Source organism: Rhizobium sp. 01L419, from assembly GCF_056400025.1.
In genome coordinates this window covers 236,987-256,901 of the sequence record NZ_JBFTSM010000004.1, presented here as the reverse complement: position 1 = coordinate 256,901, position 19,915 = coordinate 236,987, and the positions used below count along the sequence as shown (strand labels likewise).

General features: G+C 61.2%; 17 protein-coding genes. 10 read left to right on the top strand and 7 right to left on the bottom strand.

Annotated elements, in window-relative coordinates; translation table 11 throughout:
- The first annotated feature begins 9 nt into the window (after positions 1–9).
- The 5 genes from AC1DUP_RS11210 to AC1DUP_RS11190 all read left to right on the top strand — a co-directional run bounded on the left by AC1DUP_RS11210 (position 10) and on the right by AC1DUP_RS11190 (position 4,307).
- A complete protein-coding gene (locus tag AC1DUP_RS11210; RefSeq protein ID WP_477832680.1) occupies positions 10–762 on the top strand; it encodes an N-acyl amino acid synthase FeeM domain-containing protein in 753 nt (250 codons plus the stop codon).
- Positions 763–1,027: 265 nt separating this feature from the next.
- Complete coding sequence (locus tag AC1DUP_RS11205) at positions 1,028–1,252, top strand: aa3-type cytochrome c oxidase subunit IV (protein ID WP_113296018.1); 225 nt, start codon at positions 1,028–1,030, stop codon at positions 1,250–1,252.
- Between the two features lie 106 nt (positions 1,253–1,358).
- Entirely contained in the window at positions 1,359–2,507 is a 1,149-nt protein-coding gene (locus AC1DUP_RS11200) for a Re/Si-specific NAD(P)(+) transhydrogenase subunit alpha (protein ID WP_477832679.1), read from the top strand.
- The gene (locus AC1DUP_RS11195) at positions 2,507–2,905 is read left to right on the top strand and encodes a proton-translocating transhydrogenase family protein (protein ID WP_113296020.1); all 399 of its coding nucleotides are present in this window, start codon (positions 2,507–2,509) and stop codon (positions 2,903–2,905) included. The genes AC1DUP_RS11200 and AC1DUP_RS11195 overlap by 1 nt, the downstream gene beginning before the upstream one ends.
- A 7-nt stretch (positions 2,906–2,912) precedes the next feature.
- Positions 2,913–4,307 carry an NAD(P)(+) transhydrogenase (Re/Si-specific) subunit beta gene (locus AC1DUP_RS11190; protein WP_477832678.1) on the top strand — a complete coding sequence of 465 codons (1,395 nt, stop codon included), beginning with the start codon at positions 2,913–2,915 and terminating at the stop codon, positions 4,305–4,307.
- A 46-nt stretch (positions 4,308–4,353) separates the two neighbouring features.
- On the opposite strand, the gene AC1DUP_RS11185 is transcribed toward AC1DUP_RS11190, so the two are convergent.
- The 6 genes from AC1DUP_RS11185 to AC1DUP_RS11160 all read right to left on the bottom strand — a co-directional run bounded on the left by AC1DUP_RS11185 (position 4,354) and on the right by AC1DUP_RS11160 (position 10,868).
- Positions 4,354–4,836 carry a DUF992 domain-containing protein gene (locus tag AC1DUP_RS11185; RefSeq protein WP_113310344.1) on the bottom strand — a complete coding sequence of 161 codons (483 nt, stop codon included), beginning with the start codon at positions 4,834–4,836 and terminating at the stop codon, positions 4,354–4,356.
- 62 nt (positions 4,837–4,898) lie between these two features.
- Positions 4,899–6,542: a sensor histidine kinase gene (locus AC1DUP_RS11180; RefSeq protein ID WP_113296023.1), complete on the bottom strand. Its 1,644-nt coding sequence runs from the start codon at positions 6,540–6,542 to the stop codon at positions 4,899–4,901.
- Between the two features lie 209 nt (positions 6,543–6,751).
- Positions 6,752–7,825, bottom strand: a complete 1,074-nt coding sequence (locus AC1DUP_RS11175) for an NAD(P)/FAD-dependent oxidoreductase (RefSeq protein ID WP_477832677.1) — start codon at positions 7,823–7,825, stop codon at positions 6,752–6,754.
- Between the two features lie 19 nt (positions 7,826–7,844).
- Complete coding sequence (locus tag AC1DUP_RS11170; RefSeq protein ID WP_113296024.1) at positions 7,845–8,708, bottom strand: tetratricopeptide repeat protein; 864 nt, start codon at positions 8,706–8,708, stop codon at positions 7,845–7,847.
- A gap of 137 nt (positions 8,709–8,845) precedes the next feature.
- Positions 8,846–9,058 (bottom strand): 30S ribosomal protein S21, encoded by a 213-nt coding sequence (gene rpsU, locus AC1DUP_RS11165; protein ID WP_113296127.1) that lies wholly within the window; start codon positions 9,056–9,058, stop codon positions 8,846–8,848.
- A gap of 181 nt (positions 9,059–9,239) precedes the next feature.
- A complete protein-coding gene (locus tag AC1DUP_RS11160; RefSeq protein WP_477832676.1) occupies positions 9,240–10,868 on the bottom strand; it encodes an adenylate/guanylate cyclase domain-containing protein in 1,629 nt (542 codons plus the stop codon).
- A gap of 295 nt (positions 10,869–11,163) precedes the next feature.
- Here AC1DUP_RS11160 and AC1DUP_RS11155 point away from each other — a divergent pair, with 295 nt between their 5' ends.
- Positions 11,164–13,335 carry an adenylate/guanylate cyclase domain-containing protein gene (locus tag AC1DUP_RS11155; RefSeq protein WP_113508464.1) on the top strand — a complete coding sequence of 724 codons (2,172 nt, stop codon included), beginning with the start codon at positions 11,164–11,166 and terminating at the stop codon, positions 13,333–13,335.
- A 4-nt stretch (positions 13,336–13,339) separates the two neighbouring features.
- On the opposite strand, the gene AC1DUP_RS11150 is transcribed toward AC1DUP_RS11155, so the two are convergent.
- Entirely contained in the window at positions 13,340–14,524 is a 1,185-nt protein-coding gene (locus tag AC1DUP_RS11150) for a FecR family protein (RefSeq protein ID WP_477832675.1), read from the bottom strand.
- Positions 14,525–14,765: 241 nt separating this feature from the next.
- Here AC1DUP_RS11150 and AC1DUP_RS11145 point away from each other — a divergent pair, with 241 nt between their 5' ends.
- From AC1DUP_RS11145 to AC1DUP_RS11130, 4 genes are read left to right on the top strand one after another with little or no spacing between them, the layout of a single operon-like run.
- Complete coding sequence (locus AC1DUP_RS11145; protein WP_113296028.1) at positions 14,766–16,019, top strand: sarcosine oxidase subunit beta family protein; 1,254 nt, start codon at positions 14,766–14,768, stop codon at positions 16,017–16,019.
- A 12-nt stretch (positions 16,020–16,031) separates the two neighbouring features.
- Entirely contained in the window at positions 16,032–16,373 is a 342-nt protein-coding gene (locus tag AC1DUP_RS11140) for a sarcosine oxidase subunit delta (RefSeq protein ID WP_477832674.1), read from the top strand.
- Positions 16,370–19,363 (top strand): sarcosine oxidase subunit alpha, encoded by a 2,994-nt coding sequence (locus AC1DUP_RS11135; protein ID WP_477832673.1) that lies wholly within the window; start codon positions 16,370–16,372, stop codon positions 19,361–19,363. Before AC1DUP_RS11140 ends, AC1DUP_RS11135 begins: the two co-directional genes overlap by 4 nt.
- Positions 19,356–19,904, top strand: coding sequence for a sarcosine oxidase subunit gamma (locus tag AC1DUP_RS11130; RefSeq protein WP_477832672.1), 549 nt, complete (start codon positions 19,356–19,358; stop codon positions 19,902–19,904). The genes AC1DUP_RS11135 and AC1DUP_RS11130 overlap by 8 nt, the downstream gene beginning before the upstream one ends.
- Positions 19,905–19,915: the final 11 nt, after the last annotated feature.

The following is a 19,915-nucleotide window of genomic DNA, read 5'->3' as shown; positions in this document are numbered from 1 at the left end:
ATCGAAAAAATGTCAGACACACTTTTTACGCGTAGCGATTTCAGCAGTAAAATCCTGGAAATTCTGGATCATGTCGAGTATCGCCGTGTCGAAAGCAGCGAAGACATGGAAGAGGTGGAGCGGCTGCGCTACAAGGCCTACAAGGCCCACGGCGCGCTGTCGCTTGCACCGGAAGGCCTATTGGACGATGTCGATTTCGACAGCCATGCCTATATTTTCGGTCTGTACTATTATGGTGAACTGGTCAGTACGATCCGAATTCACTATGTGACGCCGGAGCATCGTATCAGCCGGTCCGGAGAGGCCTTTCCCGAGGCGATGGATGAGCTTTTGGACGCCGGGCTGACCTTGATCGACCCGGCGCGTTTCGCGGCCGATCCGGAGATCACCGCCAACATGCCATGGGTTCCCTATCTGACGCTGAGACCCGCCATCGTTGCGGCAGCGTATTTCCGGGCTGACCGCGTTATTCAGTCCGTCCGGCCCCCGCATGCCGCCTTCTACAAGCGGGTCTTCTATGCCGATACCATTGTGCCCGGCCGACTGGCGCAGAGTTACGGGGTTGACGTGACGCTGATGGCGACGAATGTGGTCGAGGTCGGGCGCAAGCTGTTGACGCGTTACCCCTTCTTCATCTCCGGCGCCAGCGAGCAGCGCATGATGTTTTCGCGCAATCCGAACGACACGCTGCCGCCGCTCACCATCATTCCGACGGCGCGTTTCGTGCCACCAGGCGAACTTGGCACCGATTTGCCGCTGTGATTTCCCTTTCTCCGCGATAGAGAGACGACGCCCGCTGGGGCAGATGGGGGTGGTGACAGTCGAAAACCGCATCTGTCGCCGGACCTCCTTTCATCCGGCGGCTGACGTCGTCTTTTCGTCCGGATGAGGTCACTGCGAGGCACTCCTGCGGCATTCTCATGCATTGCGCTTTCGCCCGTCATTGTGTAATCCCTGCGGGTGGGGATTTGCCTCGCTGAGGCGAGGGAATCAGGCAGCGTTAAGGCATTTCAGGGAGACGATATTCATGGCCGAACATCATACCGGACCGGTCGAGACCGGCGCGCCGATGGACTACAAGGAACATGAGAAGACCTACAACATGTTCATTGCCGGCACGAAATACGGCACGATGATTCTGATCGCCCTGATGCTTGCCATGACTGCTGGTTTCTTCGGCGGCGCCGGTTTCCTCGGCGGCATCCTCGTCTTCCTCATCATTCTCGTCGCCGGCATCTTTCTGCTCCGCTAAGCGCGGCCTGCAGGAAGACAAGGTCTTCCGAACTTTGTGATGTAGATGCTTGGCCCGTGCAGGCAAGCGGCTTGCCACGGCCCAGCTGACCCGGAGGAGGGGGCGGTTGGCCAATATCGTTTTCGTAGCAAAGGAAATTACGGATGGGGAGACGCGCGTTGCCGCGTCTGTCGAAACCGTGAAAAAGATGAAGTCGTTCGGCTTCGATGTCATCGTCGAAGCGGGTGCCGGAATGCTTTCTCGTATTCCGGACAGTGAATTCGAGGCCGTGGGTGCCTCAATCGGCACTTTCGCAGATGCGGCGTCCGCCGACGTGATCCTGAAGGTCCGCCGCCCGAGCGAACGCGAGATTCCCGGCTACAAGACCGGTTCCGTCGTCATCGCCATCATGGATCCCTACGGCAATGACGAGGCGATCGCCGCGATGGCAAGTGCCGGGCTTTCGGCTTTCGCCATGGAGCTGATGCCGCGCATCACCCGTGCGCAGTCGATGGATGTGCTTTCATCGCAGGCCAATCTCGCAGGCTACCAGGCCGTCATCGAGGCGGCGGCGGTCTATGACCGGGCCATGCCGATGATGATGACGGCAGCCGGCACCGTGCCGGCCGCCAAGGTCTTCGTCATGGGGGCGGGCGTCGCCGGTCTGCAGGCGATCGCGACGGCGCGGCGCCTCGGTGCTGCGGTCTCGGCAACCGACGTTCGCCCGGCCGCCAAGGAGCAGGTCGCCTCGCTCGGCGCCAAGTTCATCGCCGTCGAGGACGAGGAGTTCAAGGCGGCGGAAACGGCAGGCGGTTATGCCAAGGAAATGTCGGCCGACTATCAGGCGAAGCAGGCCGAACTCGTGGCCGAACACATCGCCAAGCAGGATATCGTCATTACGACTGCTCTCATTCCCGGCCGTCCGGCGCCGCGGCTTGTCTCGCGCGCCATGCTGGCCTCGATGAAGCCTGGTGCGGTCGCTGTCGATCTCGCAGTCGAGCGTGGCGGCAATATTGAGGGTGTGGCTGCAGGACAGGTCGCCGATGTCGAAGGCGTGAAGGTGATCGGCTTCTCGAACATGGCGGGCCGCGTGGCGGCCAGCGCCTCAGCGCTTTACGCCAAGAACCTTGTCACCTTCCTCGAGACGATGGTGAACAAGGAAACGAAATCGGTCGTGCTCAACCTCGAGGACGAGCTCATCAAGGCGACGATGCTGACCTATGCGGGGGATGTCGTGCATCCGGCATTCGGCGGCGCCAAGAAGGGGGATAACTGATGGCCAGTGAAGCAATGGACAAGGCGCTGCAACAGCTGAACGACGCCGTGACCGCCGTCGCGACCGCAGCTGCCCACGCTCCGGAAGCGGCAAGTGCGGCAACGGGCGGGGCGATCGATCCCTTCGTCTTCCAGCTGGCGATCTTCGTCTTGTCGATCTTCGTCGGCTATTACGTCGTCTGGTCGGTGACGCCGGCGCTGCACACGCCGCTGATGGCGGTGACCAACGCGATCTCATCGGTCATCGTCGTCGGTGCACTGCTCGCCGTCGGCATTTCGACCAGCGGGCTTGCGACCGGCTTCGGTTTCGTGGCGCTGGTGCTCGTCTCGGTCAATATCTTCGGCGGCTTCCTGGTCACGCAGCGCATGCTGGCGATGTACCGCAAGAAGGACAAGTGAGGGGCCGATGACCAATATTGCAGCCTTCCTCTATCTCGTCTCCGGCGTCCTTTTCGTTCTGGCGCTGCGCGGGCTCTCGCATCCGGCCACCAGCCGCAAAGGCAATCTTTACGGCATGGTCGGCATGGGGATTGCGATCCTCACGACGCTGGTGCTGGCGACGCCCAATTTTGGGGGCTTCGTGTTGATCATCCTCGGCCTTGCCATCGGCGGCAGCGTCGGCGCCTATGTCGCCCGAACCATCCCAATGACCTCGATGCCGCAACTCGTCGCCGGCTTCCATTCGCTCGTCGGCCTTGCCGCCGTGCTGGTGGCGGCTTCCGCGCTCTATACGCCCGCCTCCTTCGGCATCGGCGAGATCGGCCAGATCCACACCGAAGCACGCATCGAGATGGCGTTCGGCGTGGCGATCGGAGCGCTGACCTTCACCGGTTCGATTATCGCCTTCCTGAAGCTCGACGGGCGCATGTCCGGCAAGCCGATCCTGCTGCCTTACCGGCATGTGATCAATGCAACCCTGCTGGTGCTGATCGTGCTCTTCATCATTGGGCTGGCGGTGACTGAGAGCCACCTGGATTTCTGGGCGGTCGTTGCGCTCTCGTTGTTACTCGGCATCCTGCTGATCGTGCCGATCGGCGGCGCCGATATGCCTGTCGTCGTCTCGATGCTGAACTCCTATTCGGGCTGGGCTGCGGCGGGCATCGGCTTCACCCTTGGCAATCTGGCGCTGATCATCACCGGCGCGCTGGTCGGTTCCTCAGGCGCGATCCTCTCCTACATCATGTGCAAGGGCATGAATCGCTCCTTCATCTCTGTCATCCTTGGCGGTTTTGGCGGCGAGGCATCGGCTGGCGCCGCCGACAATTCCGACAAGACGGTGAAGCTCGGTTCAGCTGAAGACGCGGCCTATCTGATGGCGAATGCCTCGAAGGTCATCATCGTGCCGGGATACGGCATGGCGGTCGCCCAGGCCCAGCATGCGCTGCGCGAGCTCGCCGATAATCTCAAGAAGAACGGCGTCGAGGTGAAATACGCGATCCATCCGGTCGCCGGCCGCATGCCCGGCCATATGAACGTGTTGCTTGCCGAGGCCAACGTGCCCTATGACGAGGTCTTCGAGCTTGAGGACATTAACTCCGAATTCGCCCAGGCCGATGTGGCCTATGTCATCGGCGCAAACGATGTCACCAACCCGGCGGCGCGCGACGACAAGACTTCGCCGATCTACGGCATGCCGATCCTCGACGTCGACAAGGCGAAGACCTGCCTGTTCGTCAAGCGCTCGCTCGGCTCCGGTTACGCCGGCATCGATAATACGCTGTTCTACAAGGACGGCACGATGATGCTGCTTGGGGACGCCAAGAAGGTCACCGAGGAAATCAACAAGGCGATCGCCCATTGATCGAAAAGCCTGCTTCAGCGGGCTTTTCATTTATCCTGGACAGCGGTTAAATTTCGCCGGGAACCAGCGTCATCTTCTCGACGCCGATTGCCAGATTAAGGCCCTCCTGGGCCTGCAGATTCAGCGGCTGCAGCATGAAGGCCTTGTCCGTGCCGCCGGCAATGACCTTGGCACCTCCGCCGGCACCGAGGCTGGCATCTGCGCCGATGCCGTAATATTCCCCGGCGAGTGCAAAGTCAGGCATATTGGTGCCGGTCTTGGCAAGCACCTGCCAAATCATCACACTCTTGCCGGTCTGGCCGATGTCGATACCGAATTTCTCGATCTTGCCGGCATACACCGCCTTGGGGCCGCCGGAAGCCGGCGTATAGGTGCAGATCAGGTTCTTTTCGGAAGTGACTATTAGCCCCTGGCCGCCATCCGATCCGCAGACGAGCCGGCCAAGCGACATATAGTCCGCTGCTGCAGCCGAACCGGCGCAGGCTGCAGCCGAAACGACTGCCGCGGCAATCATGGTTTGCTTGAACATGGTCTTTTTCCTTTTGAATGACCTGTTCGAAACGGATGGTTGCAGTGATTGTTCCGGTCGCGCTACTCGCGCTCCATCATCCGACGCTGGGCTGTGAGGATCCAGACGAGACCTTCGGGGCGGAAGTCAATATCGACCTTGCCCCGGAAAGCGGAGGCGGCATGAGCCTTGATGACGGTGGTGCCGAAGCCGGTGCGCGCCGGCGGTTTGACCGGCGGACCGTTGCTCTCAGTCCAGCTGAAACGCAGCATGTTGTCTTCCACTGGCTGCCAATCGAAACGCACGCGGCCCTGCGGCATCGATAGTGCGCCATACTTCACCGAATTGGTGGCGAGCTCGTGGAGCGCCAAGCCGAGATTCTGAACGGCATCGGGTTTGAGGATGAAATCCATGCCCTCGATTTCGACCTGCTCGCGGGCTTGCGGGAAAGCCTGCAGGTGGATGTCGATGACGCGATGCAGCGAGACACCGGACCACTGTTCGCCAGTCAAAAGCTCGATCGAGCGCACGAGCCCTTCAAGGCGATGAGCGACGGCCAGCCGGAATGTCTCGACGCTGTCGGCCTGCTTGGAGAGTTGGCGCATCATGGCGAGAACAAGCGTCAGCAGGTTCTTGGTCCGGTGGACAAGTTCGTGCATGACGAAGCGCAGCCGGTCTTCGCTCTGGCTCCGGTCGAAAGAGGCGTTCGAAAGCGCAATCGCCACCTGGTTGGCCTCGATGACGCTGGTTTCGACCGGCGAGACGATATGGCCGTCACCGAGCCGGTTTGCCATGTCGGCGATCTCACGGATCGTCGAGCGGACCTGCCTGGCAACGGCATAGGTTGCGAGTACGGCAACGAGAAACAGCATGAGCCCGCCGATCAGCAGGAAGCGCCAGGTGCTGAGGATCGGTGCCTGGGCGGTAGCGATCGGCCCCCACACCACAGTCTTCCAGGACCAGCCGGGAATCTGCGCATAGCCCAACAGGGCATGCGGGAGAATATCGCTGTCTTCGAAAACGCCGCTGGAAGCGACGAGCGAGGGCAGAATGCGCGGGTCGAAGGGTTCGCCCGGCTGCAGGTTGGCCGGGCCACGGCTGGCTACCACATGACCACCCTGATCGATCACCGCTGCCGACCAGCCGGAGGCAAGGCCCTCGGTCGTGACGAGTTTTGCGAGGTCGTTGGCATTCTGCGTGATGATCAATGCGGCGACGGGACCCTCGTCACGCGGCAGGGTGACGTTGTAGACCCACATGCCGCTCGTTGCGCCCATGAAGACGTCGGAGGCTTCGATACGGCCGGATTTCATGGCGGCCTCGAGAGCCGCGATGTTCGTCGTCTTGCCGAGCGACGTGCCGAAGGCGCGACGGGTATTCAGAAATTGCTGCCCGGTCCTGTCGACGGCGATCACATAGAGCGTATCGCCGCGCAGCGCTGTTTCCGTACGATTGTAGAAAGACTCATAGTCGCCGCTCTCCAGTTCGGGAGAGGAGGACAGCAGCCGCAATGTCGTCGCCATATCCTGAAGCTGGCGATCGATGGTGCGTGACAGGGCCAGCGCATCCTGCGCGGTTTCGCGCTTGAGCGTGGATCGCTGATTGTCTTCCAATTGCATGAGAAGAAGGGCAACGAAGGCGAAGATCGGTAGCGCAATCGCCACGGCCATAGCGACGAGATATGTTCCGATCGAAGCTTTCGGGAAAAGACGGGCGGCAAACTTCATCGATGCCGCCCCCGGTCTGCCGCGGCTGGATGCAGAGGAAGCTCGGTTTCGCAGGGTCTTACGAAAGCAAGAGTCCGCATCGCTCGTAAACGCCCCTCACATTCATACCGCCCAATAGCCCGCTATCAAAGCAGGATCATGTTAGGGGGCGAGGCATATGGTTGCAACCTACTAAAATAGTCAGGTGTAAAATCGTCGATTTTTTTCGACTATTTTCTGTCGGTGAAGCGCTGCAGCCGAAAGGGTATGAGGCTTTCGTCAGTCTTGCCTGACAGAAGCTCGTCTGCAACAAGCAGGCCGGCAAGCGGAGCAAGTGTGACACCGGAGTGCATCACCGCGAAATAAAGACCCGGCCGGCCTGCATTGCCGATGATGGGGAAGCCGTCAGCCGGTGTCGGGCGATAGCCGACAGTAAAGAAATCGAACGTCAAATCGCCGTTGTCTGCGATCATCGCCTTGACGCGGGCGAAGAGTTCGGCAGCGCTTGCCTGATGGTCTTTGCCGGGATCGCCGCCACCGAAATCCGTGCCGGCGATGATACGGCCTTCCGCCGTCTGGCGCATATGCAGACGCGGTGTCATGACGAGGCCGTTCAAGCGTTTCGAGACAGGACGGGAGTGCACGATCAGGCCGGCGGGCGTGGAAAGCGGCAATGTGATTCCCGCCGAGGCAGCGATCGGAACTGCGCCTGCGCCTGCAGCTAGCACGACATGATCGGCTTCGTGCATGCCTGCTGACGAAACAACCCCGACGATTTGTCCGCCGCTCTGCAGCAGACCGTTGACCGTGGCATGAACGAACGTCGCGCCGCGCGCTTCGGCGTCCGCAAGCAGTAAGCGCGCAGCGGCAACAGGCTCGACCGCACCTTCTTCTGCCACATGGAGGGCGAAATCCGGATATTCGCTAAGGCCGGGTTCGAGCAGCGCGCTTTCTTCACGGCCTAGCCGGGTGATACCATAGCCCCAACGGCCATACTCTTCGGCATAGGCCTCGAGATCGGCCGCCGGCGCATCCCAGCAGAGACCACCGCACCAGGAAAGCGGCAAGCCGGGCAGTTCCCGTGCCAGTCGCTTCCATTCGGCCATCGCCCTGCGGCGAAAATGGAAATAGAATTCGGGATTGCCCCAGCTCGCATTGATCCAGGCAAAGGAGCAGGGTGTCGCCACACCGCCGAGCTCTTCGCCGACGACGGTGACTGCTGCACCCTTGCGTGTGAGATGCCAGGCAATGGAGGCGCCGACGATGCCGGCGCCGACGACGATCACATGCGGTTTCGCTGTCATCGTCGCTACCTGATATCCGTTAGCCGGCGGTGCCGCCGACGCGGGCAAGCCCATCCCGGGCCGGCTGGTATTTCGGATCGAGGCCGACTGCATGGCGGTAGGAGCGGATGGCCTTGTCCTTCTCGCCGCGGCGCTCGTAGACGAGAGCTTGGTTTGCCCAGGATTCAGCGAGGTTGCCGTTGAGCTCGATCGCGTGGTTGAAGTCGGCGAAGGCGTTGTCGTTATCGTTCAGAGCAATATAGGAAATGCCGCGGCCATTGTAGGGCTCGGGCGAATTCGGCGAGAGCGAGATCGCCTTCGAGAAATCGTCGATCGCCTTATCCTGCTGATTGCGCTTCTGATAGATCAGGCCGCGATTGTGATAGGCGCGGCCATCCGTCGTGCCGAGCTGGATCGCTTTTGAGAAATCATTGAAGGCCTGATCGTCCTGGCCAGCCATGCGGTAGACATTGCCGCGACCGATATAGGCGACGTCATAGCTCTGATTGATCTGCAGGGCTGCGTTGTAATCGGCGATCGCCTGCTGCTGCTGGCCCATATTGCGGTAGACCAGCGCGCGGTTGGCATAGGCCTGGAAAAAGCGCGGGTTGATCTGCAGCGCGGTGTTGAAGTCGTCGAGCGCCTTGCGGAATTCGCCGCCGCGGCCATAAGCGGAACCGCGGACATTGTAGCCTTCCGGATCGCGCGGATTGGCGTTGATGACGGCCGTCAGCGACGCGATGTTCTCCTGCGAGCCCTGCGCCTTGTCGATGCGGATCACAGCGTCCGACGTGTTGGTCGTTTCACAACCGGCAAGGCCAAGCGCTGCGGCAAACGCCAGCGAGGCTAACACGATCGATTTCTGCGAACGCGAGCGGGACGGATTCAAAGTTATGACAGCCATTCGGGCTCGCTTTCCCCATGCAGCATATCCAGCAAGGCGGATATGTAATCTTCAGCAGAAATTAAAAAGGCGGCGGCGAAACTTATCGCCCCCGCCACACATGCATCTGAAAACGTCGAAAAAACGACGGCACCGCCTTAGTGTGCAACCAGACCTTCGCGCTGCGCGCGCTTGCGGGCCAGCTTGCGAACACGACTAACAGCCTCGGCCTTTTCGCGAGCACGCTTCTCTGACGGCTTTTCGTAATAGTCGCGCATCTTCATTTCGCGAAAAATGCCTTCGCGCTGCATCTTCTTCTTGAGAGCGCGGAGAGCCTGGTCAACATTGTTATCGCGGACAAGTACCTGCACGAGAATCACGTTCCTTTGGTTTGGTTGATACCGAAAGGCGGCGCAGCGCCTAGGGCAAAATTATAACGTTCGCGCGGCCGCAGCCTTGCAATTGATGACGCGAAATAGCAGATCAAGGGATTGAAGTCCAGATGGCACACGTGCGAGTAGGCGGAAAAATACCGCCCATGATTATACGGCGCTAGGAGCGCGCCGTCTCGGGCTTGGTTTCGTCCAATGCGGCGATCGCCTCCTTCAGCGCTGCCATCACGCGGGAACGGTCGGCAGGCTCGAGCCGCGCCATATCCAGATGCAGGTCGAGACCGGCCAAATGCTCGCTTAGAACTCGGCTCTTGTGATCGGCGCCGAGCATCAGCCCGTCCACGGCGTAGGGTACGATCTCCCGCTGGATCCCCTTCATGGTGATCGGCGGCAGGGGATGGGCATCGACGATATCCTTCACCAGCGCATAGGTTTCATAGCTGATGACGATCTCCCCGCCCTGGGCGATCGATTGCAGGCGCGCAGCCAGATTCGCTTCGGCGCCGATGATCGTATAGTCCATGCGGTCGTTGCTGCCGAAATTGCCGACATTGCAGTAGCCGCTGTTGATCCCCATGCGCACCACGAAGGGTTCTTCCGTGCCGTTTCTGCGCCACCTGTCCTTCAGTTCGCCGAGCCTGCGCTGCATATCGACTGCCATGCGCAGGCAAGCCTTGGCATCTTCTTCCGGCCCCTTGGTTTCGGGATCGCCGAAGAAGACCAGCATCGCGTCGCCGATGAACTTGTCCACCGTGCCGCCGTGCTTCAGAGCGATCGTGGACATTTCTGTCAGATATTCGTTCAGCATCTCCGTCAGCGCTTCCGGCTGGAGGCGCTCGGTCGTCGCCGTGAAATCCTTGATGTCGGAGAAGAAGATCGTCAATCGCTTGCGCTCGGTGTGGACCACCACATCCTTCTGACCGCTGAAGATGCCCTTGTAGATCTGCGGCGACAGGTAACGGGAAATCTTCAGCGAAACGCTGGCGAGGAACTCATTTGCCGCCTCCAGGTCGCGGTTGGCGTTGTGGATGACGCGCGTCTGCTGGCGCTGCAGGACAATGAAGCTGATGCCGATAATGGCGACGAACAGGAAATAGCAAAGCAGATATTTGAAGGCGAGAATATTGCTCGCATAGGGCTGACGGATAATGACTTCCTGGATGCCGCGCACATCGCCCACCTTCCAGTCCTTCTTCGGGCTTTCGGGGTGGGTATTGTGACAGGCGACGCAGGCCTGGCCCATAATGACGGGTGTGATGAGCCGCAGCGTATCGGTAAATCCGATGCGTGTCAGATCGGTCAGCGTCTGGCTGGAATTGGCGCGCAGGGAGGTCAGCGACGCGTTTTCGAAATTGTCGAGATCGTGAGGCGCACGATTCCTGAAAGGCAGATCGGAGAGGAAGCGATAGGTAATATTGGCCTGCTGCTCCTTGATGACGTCGCCGAGTTCCAGTGAAAGCGTCGCCGGCAGCGGAATCGCGCCCGGAATATTGGCGTAGTTGTGGGAGACGACGGTGCCGTTGACGTCGCCCGCCTGATGGGCGGCAAGCACCCGGCCGACGACATTCGCCGAATAATAGGAGCGGATGCTCGTGACGAGCGAGCTCATGTCCCGCGCCTGCCGGCGCAGAGCGCTTTCGGAGAGATCACTGATATCGAGCCAGACGGCAAGCGGCAGCCCGGCCAGCATCGCCAACACGACGACGACCAGCCAGTAGCCGCTTCTGCGCGCGTTGAAAGCCGGATCTTCGGCAATTATTGCCGTGGTCTCTCCTTGCGGATCTGCCATGGCTCATCCCCTCGACAATGATCGATTTGTTAAATCCCCTGAGACACAAGAACATTTCGCCGCAGGCGCGGCAAGGCCGGTGCGTATAGGTCAGGCTAAAAGCGACGGCCAAATCTGGAAGTAATTCCACGCTGTGTTGCCGTTGCATCTCAGCGATGACCTGACCGATGCAAATAGCCGGATTCCGCTTTGTTGTTCAGCTTGTGAGTGAGCGAATGGCCTTTGGTGTCAAACAGGCGTAGCCTGCCTGCGGCGGGACGGCTCCTGGATCCGCCCGAGGGGAGGTCGGGAACGCATGACGCGATTGCAGCAGATCGGTGTGCTGATCGGCCTGATCATCGTGGCTGCGCTCACGATGTTCCGGGCAAGCGATCCGCCGGTGCTGAAGCAGATCCGCGACGTTACCTTCGATGAGTATCAGCGCCTTGTGCCGCGCAGCTTCGAAGCTGTGCCGGTTCGAGTGGTTGATATCGACGAGGCTTCCCTGCGGGAGTTCGGTCAGTGGCCATGGCCGCGCGACAGGCTGGCCACACTGGTTGAGCGCCTCTCCGACATGGGAGCGGCGGCCATCGCCTTCGACGTCATCTTTGCCGAGCCCGACCGGATGTCCCCGCGCAATGTCATCCAGGAGGTGGAGGGCGTCGATCCATCGCTCGCCGCGCAACTGCCTGACAATGACGAGATCTTCGCCCAGTCGATCGAAGGAAAGCCTGTCGTTCTCGGCTTCGGGCTTTCCAATGAGGGCAACTACAAGCCGCCGGTAAAAGCCGGCTTTGCCTTTACCGGTGAAAGTCCGCTGTCGGCGCCTCCGCATCTGAGCGCTTCCACGCCGCTCCGGCCGAGGCTGGAAGCGAATGCCTTGGGGCTTGGCCATGTCAGTCTCAATCCGGGCAGCCCGTCATCGGTGGTCCGCGCGGTGCCGCTGTTCCTCAGCGATGGCGAACAGTTCTATCCCAATCTTGCGATCGAAGCCTTGAGGGTGGCGCAGGGTGCCTCGACCTATGTGCTGGCCGGCGCACCCGACCGGGCAGGGATCATCACCTCGGCGAAGATTGGCGATTTCGTCGTTCCGCTGACGGCTGCCGGAGAGATCTGGCTTTATGTGACGCCGAACCGGGCAGAGCGCTACGTCTCGGCTCGAAAAGTCCTTGCAACCGGCGGCGTGGCCTCCGATGTCGCTGCTCAGATCGAAGGAAGCATCATATTCGTCGGCACTTCTGCGGTCGGGCTGCAGGATATTCGCACCACCGCGCTCGGAGAAAACGTGCCGGGTGTTTCGCTACAGGCCCAGACTGTCGAGCAGATCCTTTCGGGCCGCTACCTGTCACGGCCGGACTGGGCCGACGGGCTGGAGATCCTCTCCATTGCCGTGCTCGGCTTCCTGCTCGTCATCATCACTACCTTCGTCAGTCCTGCCGTGGCGCTGGTCTGCGGCCTGGCGATTACCGCGATGGCGCTTGCCGCTTCGTGGTTTTCTTTTCTCTATGCCGGTCTGCTGTTTGATCCGCTGGCGCCTATTATCAGCGGTTCCATCACGCATTTTGCCGCAACATCGTTCCGTATCCTCGTCATAGACAGGGAGCGGCGGGAAGTGCGGCGTGCCTTCGGCCATTACCTCTCGCCCTCGCTGCTCCACCGGATCGAGCATACGCCCGACGCGCTGAAGCTTGGTGGGGACGAGCGCGAGCTCACCATGATGTTCGTCGACGTGCGCAATTTCACGGAAATCAGTGAAAGGCTGACGCCGACCGCCGTCGTCCAGTTCCTGAATACGCTGCTCGATGCCCTGAGCCGTCACGTCGTGGGGAACGAGGGAACGCTCGATAAATTCATCGGCGATTCCATCATGGCGTTCTGGAATGCGCCGGTCGATGTTTCGGATCATGCAGCAAAAGCGCTACGGGCGGCGCTCGCGATGCGGGAGACGCTCGCCGAGCTCAATGCCCGCGATGCCTTCGGTTTCGGCAGCGCTGAGCAGGTGAGGATCGGCATCGGCATCCATACAGGCCTTGCCTGTGTCGGCAACATGGGCGCGAAGACACGTTTCAACTATTCGGCGGTCGGTGACGCCGTGAATGTCGCGGCGCGCCTCGAATCCTGCTGCAAGGACGTCGGCTTCGATATCCTGATCTCCGACAGCACGGCGCGGACGCAGAGCGGAGCGGCGCTGCTGGAGGCAGGAGCTGTTCCGCTCAAGGGAAAGAGCAGCCGAACACAGATCTTTGCAGTGGTCGGCGATAAGAAGGTCGCTGCCTCCTCGGAATTCGGTGCCCTGCATCTCGTCCATGAGGACGTGATGAGCGCCTTGCGCGGGCGTTCGAGGAACAGCCGCAAGCTGATCGGTGCTGCAAAGCTCGCCGGGGTACAAGTCTTGCCCGGCCTCACAGAGTTCTACGAACGGATATCGGGCAGGAACGATCATTTCCGGGAGGATATCGGCCTGCCGGAAAAGCAGGCAGGGGAATAGTCAGTCAGCGATTGCGGTTCCCGCCGCCATTTCGGTCCCTGCCGCCATTTCCGCTCCAGCCACCATTTCCGCCCCAGCCGCGATTCCGCTCATGGTCATGATCCCGGTTTCTTCCAGCGCTCTTGTCGTTGCCGGCGGTCGGGTTTTCACCGCCGCTTCTTTCCTGCCTGCCCGGCCCGTCCTGATGGCTGCGGTCCTGATGGTTGTCTGCCCTTTCTGTACGGCTGGGCCTGTCGGGCGCGTCATGTCTATCTGCATGATCGGATCTATCTTGCCGGTCCGGCCTTCCATGATCGCCATGGCGATCGTTTCTGTCGTGCTTATCCTTCCAGCCATGCTTGTCGTGTTCGCCATGCCAGCCATGTTTCGGCCCATCATGGTGGGGTTTGTCGTTATTCGGTTTTTCCGGCCGCTGCTTCGGTGGATCATCCTGCTTTTGTAGTTGCCGTGGGGGCGGCGGATCCGGATCCCGTGACAGCGGTGCTGGGCGAACCCGGTCCTTGCGCTCAGGGTCGACCGAGGCCATCCGGCAGCCGCCGAGCAGGCCAAGGCCGCCCGTCAGGCTCTGATTGCCGGAGAGGAAGGGGAGGGCGCGCTGGTTGCCCAATCTCTGCAGCACGGTGCGGTTGACGGGCTGGGTATCCGTCATGTTGCCGTTCGGCCGGGCAACGACGCAATCGCAACGTTGCTGCAGTTGCCGGCAGCCACCGGGGCCGCAAAAGGTGGCCGCGCCGTTCAGCAGCACGACGGCTGTCGTGCCGTCGGGGCCGACATAGAAATCGAAGGCGGTGCCGCGTACACCGATCGTGCCGGCCGGGGTCTGGATCTGATAGGCGGAGGATTTCGAATTGCCGCTGACCCAGCGGAATGTGCCCTTGGCCGCCTTGATGGAGAGGCGTTTGACGGAATCGGTATCGTCGAAAACATATTTGTCGATGACGACAGACGAGCCCCAGCCGACGGCAAGCTTGGTACCGTCGCGGAATATGAACTGACCTAGCCCTGATTGCGAGGTGCGGATGCGCTCGTCGCGGTGGACCACGTCGTTGACGATGATCGGGCCACCCTGTCCGCTCACTTCGGTTCTGATGAGGGTTGCCTGGCCGACAGGTTCAGCGGCAAGCGTAGGCCATGCGCTTAACAGCGCGAAGCACAAGCCCGCGATCCCTATGCTACGTAAACCCAACATGTGACACCCCACATATCAGAATATTAGCATTTGCAGGCGGCCGCTTCTGCCTGCCCTGTTGGGTGAGAAAAGGGTTATGCCGCATTTGCGAAGGGAGGCAGCCGTAAACGGAGGCGGTGCACCTGTCGTCGTGTCAAAACAAAAGCTCTTTCACGTCGCAAAAGAACCGTTGTGCCGCAATTCGATTTGCGATTTGTATGGCCACGACGAAAATACCGTTGCCTGAAGGAGATGATGGCGGATGCGGAAATATTCGGTTTTTGCCGTAGCGCGGGAGGCTCTGCGCGGGCACAGGGGCTGGGAAAAGCAGTGGACCTCGCCGGAGCCGCGATCCGAATATGACGTCATCATCATCGGCGGCGGCGGCCACGGGCTGGGCGCGGCCTATTATCTCGCCAAAGAGCATGGCATCACCAACGTGGCGGTGCTGGAAAAGGGCTGGCTCGGCGGCGGCAACACCGGCCGCAACACCACCATCATCCGCTCCAACTATCTCTATGAAGAGAGCATGCACATTTACGAGCACTCGATGAAGCTCTGGGAAGGGCTGTCTCAGGAGCTCAACTACAATGTCATGTATTCGCCGCGTGGCGTGATGATGCTGTCACACAATGTGCACGACACGCAAAGCTTCAAGCGGCATATTCATGCCAACCGGCTTTACGGCATCGACAATGAGTGGCTGACGCCGGAGCAGGCCAAGGCCTATTGCCCGCCGCTCGATATTTCGGCGACCGCGCGCTATCCGATCAACGGTGCAGCCCTGCAGCGCCGCGGCGGTACGGCACGTCACGATGCTGTTGCATGGGGTTATGCGCGTGCTGCGTCCGACCGTGGCGTCCACATCATTCAGAATTGCGAAGTCACCGGCATCCGCCGCGGCGCTGATGGACGTGTGACCGGTGTCGAGACCAACAGGGGCTTCATCGGCGCAAAGAAGGTCGGCGTGTCTGCTGCCGGCCACACGACAACAATCATGCGGATGGCGGATGTGCGCGTGCCGCTGCAATCGAGCCCGCTGCAGGCGCTGGTGTCAGAGCCGCTGAAGCCGATCTTCCCCTGCGTCGTCATGTCGAACACGGTGCATGCCTATATCTCGCAATCCGACAAGGGCGAGCTCGTCATCGGCGCGGGTACGGACCAGTATAATTCCTACTCGCAAACCGGCGGCCTGCAGATCATCACGCATACACTCGATGCCATCTGCGAGCTCTTCCCGATGTTCCGCCGCGTGAAGATGATGCGCCAATGGGGCGGGATCGTCGACAATACGCCGGATCGTTCGGCCATCCAGTCGAAGACGCCGGTTCCCGGACTTTACGTCAATTGCGGCTGGGGCACTGGCGGCTTCAAGGCGACACCAGGTTCGGCCAATCTCTTCGCGCACCTGATCGCCCGCGACGAGCCGCACAAGTTCAATGCTGGGCTGACGCTGGAGCGTTTCCGTTCCGGCCGGCTGATCGACGAGGCGGCCGCTGCCGCCGTCGCGCACTGACAGGAGGACGACATGCTGCTGATTTACTGCCCCTACTGTCAGGAAGAGCGCTCCGAGCTCGAGTTTCGTGGTGCCGGTGACGCCCATATCGTTCGGCCGGCCAATTTAGCCTCAATCTCTGATGAGCAGTTCGAGGAATATTTCTTCCTGCGCGACAATCCGAAAGGCCTGATTTTCGAGCGCTGGCGGCACATGCACGGCTGCGGGCGCTTCTTCAACGCGGCGCGCGATACTATCAGCGACAAGTTCATCATGACCTACAGGGCCGGCGAACCCAGGCCCGACATCGGAACTGCGGCCGAGCCTCATGCGCCGGTCGAGACCTACGAAGCAGTTGAAGGAGAGGCCCAATGAGCGGCGCGAACCGTATTGTCGGCAGGGGCCGGCTGACGCCCGCCAGGACCGCGCGTTTCACCTTCGACGGCAAGAGCTATACGGCGCTAGAAGGCGATACTGTCGCCTCTGCCTTGATTGCCCATGGTGTGCATCTCGTCGGCCGTTCGTTCAAATATCATCGCCCGCGCGGCATTCTTTCAGCCGGCGCCGAGGAGCCGAACGCGCTGATCGATGTCGCGCGCGACAGCGCCCGCAAGCAACCGAACGTCAGGGCAACCGTGCAGGAAGTCTTCGACGGCATGATCGTGAAGTCGCAGAACCGCTGGCCGTCGCTTTCCTTGGATGTCGGCGCGGTCAATAACCTGTTCTCGCCTTTCTTTGCAGCGGGCTTCTACTACAAGACCTTCATGTGGCCACGGGTTGCGTGGAAACGCGTATACGAGCCGATGATCCGCCGTGCTGCCGGCCTTGGCGTCGCTCCGACCGAAGACGATCCTGACCATTATGCCAGCCGTTACGCCCATTGCGACGTGCTGGTCGCCGGCGCCGGCATTGCCGGTCTTTCTGCAGCACTGGCCGCCGCAGAGGCCGGCGCGAAAGTCATCCTCTGTGATGAGCAGGCGGAGGCAGGTGGCGCGTTGCGCTTCGACACCGGCGTCAAGGTGGACGGGCTCGACGGCTATGCCTGGGTCCAGCAGACCCTCGCGCGGCTGACGGGCATGGAGAATGTGCAGGTCCTGACCCGCACAACGGCCTTCGGCTACTACAACCACAATTTCATTGGCCTCGTCGAACGCGTCACCGATCATGTTGCCCGCCCCGCCCGCGATCTGCCGCGCGAACGGCTGTGGCAGGTCCGCGCCAGGCGCGTCATCCTGGCGACCGGTGCGATCGAGCGGCATATGGTGTTTCCGAATAACGACCGGCCGGGCGTCATGCTCGCGTCGGCCGGGCGGATGTACCTCAATCATTATGGCGTCGCGGTCGGCCAGAAGGTCGGCATCTATACCGCCCATGATTCAGCCTACGAAGTGGCCTTCGACCTGAAGCGGGCGGGTATTTCGATCGCCGCGATCGTCGATAGCAGGCAGGCGCCGGGAGCAGCAGTGTTGGCCGAAGCCCGCACACTCGGCATCGATGTGCTGACCGGTCAGTCGGTCGTCAACACGTCGGGTGCGCTGCGTATCTCTTCGATGACGGTCGCGCGCAATGGCGGCGGTTCGCCGCGGAAGATCGCCGTCGACGCGCTGCTGGTATGCGCTGGCTGGACGCCGTCCGTGCACCTTTTCTCGCAGTCACGGGGCAAGGTTGCCTTCGATGTCGAAACGCAGCGTTTCCTGCCCGGTACCTATGCGCAGGACTGCCTTTCCGTCGGTGCCTGCAATGGCACGGATGGACTGCAGCAAACCGTCGAGGAATCGCTGGCCGCCGGCGAGCTGATGGCGCAGGCCGTAGGCAGACAGGCAGGCAGCAAGATCGGGATTTCCGTCGAGCAGGCTTTCGACTGGACGGGCGGCATGATCGGTGCTGCAGAAGGCGCCGGACCGGATACGAACGCCAAGGCCTTCATCGACTTCCAGCACGATGTCTGCGCCAAGGATATCCGCCTCGCGGTGCGCGAGGGCATGCATTCGATCGAGCATATCAAGCGCTTCACGACGAATGGCATGGCTTCCGATCAAGGCAAGCTCTCCAACATGCATGGCCTGGCGATTGCCGCCGAAACGCTCGGCAAGGATATTCCGCAGGTCGGTCTCACCACCTTCCGCGCGCCCTATACGCCGGTGACCTACGGTGCGCTGGTCGCGCATTCGCGTGGTGCCTTGTTCGACCCCACGCGCAAGACGCCGCTACATGCTTGGGAAGAGGCCAGGGGCGCGGTTTTCGAGGATGTCGGCAACTGGAAGCGCGCGTGGTTTTATCCGCGCGCCGGCGAGACGATGCATCAGGCGGTTTCCCGCGAATGCCGCACTGCGCGCGAGGTTGCGGGTATCTTCGATGCTTCGACACTCGGCAAGATCGAGGTCGTCGGACCGGATGCGGCCGAATTCATGAACCTCATGTACACGAATGCCTGGGATACGCTAAAGCCTGGAAAATGCCGCTACGGGATCATGCTGCGCGAGGATGGCTTCGTCTATGACGACGGCGTCGTTGGCCGTCTGACGGAAGACCGTTTCCATGTGACGACCACGACCGGCGGGGCGCCGCGTGTGCTCCACCATATGGAAGATTACCTGCAGACGGAATTCCCGCATCTGAAGGTATGGCTGACATCGGTGACCGAGCAATGGGCCGTCATCGCCGTGCAGGGGCCGAAGGCCCGTGAGATCGTGGCGCCACTGGTCGAAGGGCTCGATATTTCCAACGAGGCTTTCCCGCACATGAGTGTTGCCGAGTGCAAGGTGGCGGGTGTTCCGGCGCGTCTCTTCCGCGTCTCCTTCACCGGTGAGACTGGCTTCGAAATCAATGTGCCTGCCGATTACGGCCAGTCGGTGCTGGAAGCGGTCTGGGCCAATGCCGAGCCGCTCGGCGCCTGTGTCTACGGCACCGAAACCATGCATGTGCTGCGCGCCGAAAAGGGCTACATCATCGTCGGCCAGGATACAGACGGCACGGTGACCCCCGACGATGCCGGGCTTTCCTGGGCTGTCTCAAAAAAGAAGGCGGATTTCGTCGGCATTCGCGGCCTGAAGCGGCCGGATCTTGTCAAGGAAGGCCGCAAGCAGCTCGTCGGTCTCGCGACAAAGGATGCGAAGCTGGTGCTCGAAGAGGGTGCGCAGATCGTCGCCAATCCGAACCAGCCCAAGCCGATGACGATGCTCGGTCATGTGACCTCGGCCTACTGGTCTGAAAATTGCGGCCGCTCGATCGCCTTTGCGCTGGTTGAAGGCGGACGCAACATGGTGGGCGAAACACTCTATGTGCCCATGCCGGATCGGACCATCCCGGTCGAGGTGACGGATATGGTGTTCTTTGACAAGGAAGGAGGCCGTATCCATGGCTGAGGTCGCAATTCGCAAACCGGCTCTCTCCGGCCTCCTTGCCGGTTCGGCCACGGTGCGCCTGACGGTGGCGCCGGTGGCAAGCCGCCTTGCGCTGCGTGCGCCGGCTGAATCGGTACAGACGCTCTCTTCCGCACTGGGATTGGCCTTGCCCACGACGCCAAAGACCTCCGGTCGCTCGGAAGGGCGTTCGGCCCTCTGGCTCGGACCGGACGAATGGCTCGTTATCGAGGAAGCCGGGGCTGATCTGCCGGCACTTCTAAGCGGCGTCGGCGTTCTTCATTCGGCCGTCGATGTATCCCACCGCAACGTCGGTGTCATCGTTTCCGGACCGGGTGCGGAAGCGACCCTTTCTGCCGGTTGCCCGCAAGACCTCTCACTTGCGGTTTTCCCGGTGGGCGCCTGCTCGCGGACGATCTTCGGCAAGGCCGAGATCGTGCTCTTCCGCACCGAGGACGATACGTTCCGGGTGGAGTGCTGGCGGTCGTTTTCGGACTATGTTTTCGGGCTGCTGACCGAAGGCGCCGAGGATGCGGGCCATTGAAGCCCGCAGAG

Coding starts and splice junctions, on each gene's coding strand:
- AC1DUP_RS11145 (WP_113296028.1), top strand. CDS start 14,766: ATGCGGAAATATTCGGTTTTTGCCGTAGCGCGGGAGGCTCTGCGCGGG.
- AC1DUP_RS11170 (WP_113296024.1), bottom strand. CDS start 8,708: ATGGCTGTCATAACTTTGAATCCGTCCCGCTCGCGTTCGCAGAAATCG.
- AC1DUP_RS11155 (WP_113508464.1), top strand. CDS start 11,164: ATGACGCGATTGCAGCAGATCGGTGTGCTGATCGGCCTGATCATCGTG.
- AC1DUP_RS11205 (WP_113296018.1), top strand. CDS start 1,028: ATGGCCGAACATCATACCGGACCGGTCGAGACCGGCGCGCCGATGGAC.
- AC1DUP_RS11190 (WP_477832678.1), top strand. CDS start 2,913: ATGACCAATATTGCAGCCTTCCTCTATCTCGTCTCCGGCGTCCTTTTC.
- AC1DUP_RS11195 (WP_113296020.1), top strand. CDS start 2,507: ATGGCCAGTGAAGCAATGGACAAGGCGCTGCAACAGCTGAACGACGCC.
- AC1DUP_RS11140 (WP_477832674.1), top strand. CDS start 16,032: ATGCTGCTGATTTACTGCCCCTACTGTCAGGAAGAGCGCTCCGAGCTC.
- AC1DUP_RS11160 (WP_477832676.1), bottom strand. CDS start 10,868: ATGGCAGATCCGCAAGGAGAGACCACGGCAATAATTGCCGAAGATCCG.
- AC1DUP_RS11135 (WP_477832673.1), top strand. CDS start 16,370: ATGAGCGGCGCGAACCGTATTGTCGGCAGGGGCCGGCTGACGCCCGCC.
- AC1DUP_RS11180 (WP_113296023.1), bottom strand. CDS start 6,542: ATGAAGTTTGCCGCCCGTCTTTTCCCGAAAGCTTCGATCGGAACATAT.
- AC1DUP_RS11185 (WP_113310344.1), bottom strand. CDS start 4,836: ATGTTCAAGCAAACCATGATTGCCGCGGCAGTCGTTTCGGCTGCAGCC.
- AC1DUP_RS11210 (WP_477832680.1), top strand. CDS start 10: ATGTCAGACACACTTTTTACGCGTAGCGATTTCAGCAGTAAAATCCTG.
- AC1DUP_RS11130 (WP_477832672.1), top strand. CDS start 19,356: ATGGCTGAGGTCGCAATTCGCAAACCGGCTCTCTCCGGCCTCCTTGCC.
- AC1DUP_RS11150 (WP_477832675.1), bottom strand. CDS start 14,524: ATGTTGGGTTTACGTAGCATAGGGATCGCGGGCTTGTGCTTCGCGCTG.
- AC1DUP_RS11175 (WP_477832677.1), bottom strand. CDS start 7,825: ATGACAGCGAAACCGCATGTGATCGTCGTCGGCGCCGGCATCGTCGGC.